The organism is Streptomyces sp. (assembly GCF_036566765.1).
GTDB lineage: Bacteria > Actinomycetota > Actinomycetes > Streptomycetales > Streptomycetaceae > Streptomyces.
Genome location: NZ_DATCVQ010000403.1, coordinates 1 through 2,598, shown reverse-complemented (window position 1 = coordinate 2,598; position 2,598 = coordinate 1). Strand labels below are relative to the sequence as shown.

3 protein-coding genes are annotated in these 2,598 nt (G+C 74.1%); all 3 read right to left on the bottom strand.

The features are described 5' to 3' along the window. Window positions 1-203, bottom strand: a 203-nt coding sequence (locus VIU94_RS23665) for a cation efflux transmembrane domain-containing protein (RefSeq protein WP_331913883.1), incomplete at its 3' end; no start/stop codon positions are given. A gap of 99 nt (window positions 204-302) precedes the next feature. Beyond that, the gene (manA, locus tag VIU94_RS23660; RefSeq protein ID WP_331913882.1) at window positions 303-1,454 is read right to left on the bottom strand and encodes a mannose-6-phosphate isomerase, class I; all 1,152 of its coding nucleotides are present in this window, start codon (window positions 1,452-1,454) and stop codon (window positions 303-305) included. Window positions 1,455-1,500: 46 nt separating this feature from the next. Further along, on the bottom strand, window positions 1,501-2,598 hold a 1,098-nt coding region (locus VIU94_RS23655), incomplete at its 5' end, for an SIS domain-containing protein (RefSeq protein ID WP_331913881.1).

Here is a 2,598-nt window from a genome sequence, read left to right as displayed (position 1 = left end):
TGCTGCGGGGTCGCCTCGCGCTCGGCCTTCTTGCCGCCGAGGAGCAGCAGCCCCTGGTTGCCGGAGTCGGCGACCGAGTGGACGCTCTCGGCGAGCATGGAGGACGAACCGCTGAAGAGGAACGCCACGAACTTGGCTACGGCGATCGCGAGATTGGCGGCGAGTGCCGCCACGATCGCCTTGGTTCCGCCTGAAGCGCTCATGGGTGTACGTGTTCCCTTCGTCGGTTTCCGGCCCTGTGCCCACGCGCGGCGCACTGCGCACCGCGCCGCACCGCCGCTGTTCGGCCGGACATTTTTACATCAGGCGACGACCGTGGCGCGGAAGACCGTACCCGTACCGGACAGTTCGGTCGATTCGCCCGCCGGAACGAAGACCGACTCCCCCGGCGCGAGGGTGACTTCGCCGGCCTTGGGGCGGCCCGCGGTGGCGAGCAGGATCTGCGGGCCGCTCGTGGTGACGTCGGTCGGCGCGGCGCCCTCGGCGCGGACGTAGCGGGAGAGCCGGAACTCGTCGATCGGGGTGTCGTACAGCTCCTCGCCGGACGGCGCGGCCTCCGGGCGCAGCACGCTGGGCTCGCCCGGCTCGAAGCGGACGACGCGCAGCAGCTCGGGCACGTCGACGTGCTTGGGCGTCAGTCCGCAACGCAGCACGTTGTCGGAGTTGGCCATGATCTCCACGCCGAGACCGTCGAGGTAGGCGTGCGGAACGCCGGCGCCGAGGAACATCGCCTCGCCGGGCTGGAGTTGGACGCGGTTGAGGAGCATGGCAGCGATGACGCCTGGGTCCCCGGGGTGGTGGTGCGCGAGCTGGGCGTACGGGGCGTGGTCTCCGCCCAGGCGGGCGGCGGCGGCCGCGGCCGCGGCGACGGTGTGCGCCATCTCCTCGTGCTCGGCGGACAGCAGGGCCGTCAGGACCTCGCGCAGGGCGGCCTCTTCGGGGTGGGCGTGCAGGAGGTCGACGTACGGCTTGAGCGAGTCGACGTCGAGCGCGGCCATCAGATCGGCGGCCTCGACGGGCGCGCGGAAGCCGCAGAGCCCGTCGAAGGGGGTGAGCGCGCAGATCAGTTCGGGCTTGTGGTTGGCGTCCTTGTAGTTGCGGTGCGACGCGTCGATGGGGATGCCGGCCGCCTCCTCGGCGGCGTACCCGGCCTTCGCCTGCGCGAGGTCGGGGTGGACCTGGAGGGAGAGCGGGGCGCCGGCCGCGAGGATCTTGAAGAGGAACGGGAGGTGGGGGCCGAACTTGTCGACGGCGGCGGCGCCGAGTTCGCGTACCGGGTCGGCGTGGATGACCTCGTTGAGCGGACCGCGCGGGGTGCGCGAGGGGGCCCCGGGATGGGCGCCCATCCACATCTCGGCCTGGGGCTCGCCGGTCGGGGCGATGCCGAGCAGTTCCGGGATGGCCGTCGTGGATCCCCAGGCGTAGGGGCGGACGGTGTTGGCGAGGCGGTCCATCGGGCGCTCCAGCTTTCCTCGGTACGGCGGGAAGGGCTCGGGACAGTCACGAGCCGCCGTCGGTGTCGGTCGTCGGCTGGGCAGACGTCCCCTTCGGCGGTTCGGTTGCCGTCCCGGTGGTTCCGGCAGCGTCCACGGCCGAGGCGAGCGAGAGGTAAACGGCCGCGAAATCCGTCACGGCCAGCAGTTCGGCGAGAGCTTCGAGGTCGCCGCCCTCCTCCTCCGGCTCCAGTTCGCTGACCGCCGTGTCATGGCTGAGCGCGAGTTCGCGGGCGGCGGGGGCGGCGGTGAGGCCCTCGGCCGGGCGGTCGCGGAGCAGGACGACGCGGGCGCGCAGGGCCTGTGGCTCGTCGACGCGGTCGCGGAAGAAGTCGTCGGGGTCGGCGCCGGCGGCGAAGTCGCCGGCGAGCAGGACGCCGTGCGCGGGCAGCGCCTCGGGCAGTTCGGCGGCGAGCGCGGGCAGACCGGCGAGCTCGGCGAGCATGGCGGCGAACCGGCGCCCTGCCGGGCCGGCTGTCTCGCCCTCGGTCCAGATCAGCGGGAGCGAGTCGGCGAGTTCGGCGGCGAGCGTCTTGGCCGGGTTGCTGTACGTGGCGATGGCGGGGCCGCAGCGCTCGGCGGTGCGGTCGAGCCGGTCGGCGACCTTCTCGAGCGTCTCGGGCGGGGCGGTGAGCAGGCCGACCCGGTCGAGCAGTGCGAGCAGCGGCGTGAACAGGGCCCACAGCGAGCCGGGGCTGGCGGCGAGGATCTCCTCGTCGTACATCGCGTGCGGCGGGATCGCCAGCGGGACGACCATCCCGTGGGCGGCGACGACGGACTCGGCGAGCGGGGAGCTCTGCGGGGCGACGGCGACGACGGTGATGCCGCGCCGGTACGCCTGCTGGGCGAGGAGCGCGAGGCCGGGCTCGGAGCCGTCCGTGGTGGGGATCAGCAACAGGTCGACGGAGCCGGCCCAGCCGGGGAGCTCCCAGCGCAGGGCGCCGGCCGCCGGGGCGACGCCGGTGGGCTGGAGGCGGATGACCGGGGCGGACGCGCCGGCGAGGGTGCCGACGAGGTCGGCGACTCCGACGGCGGCGGTGCCGGGGCCCGCGACGAGGACGGCGCGGGGGCGGCCGTCGGGGCGCAGCTGCGCGATGCCGGCCTC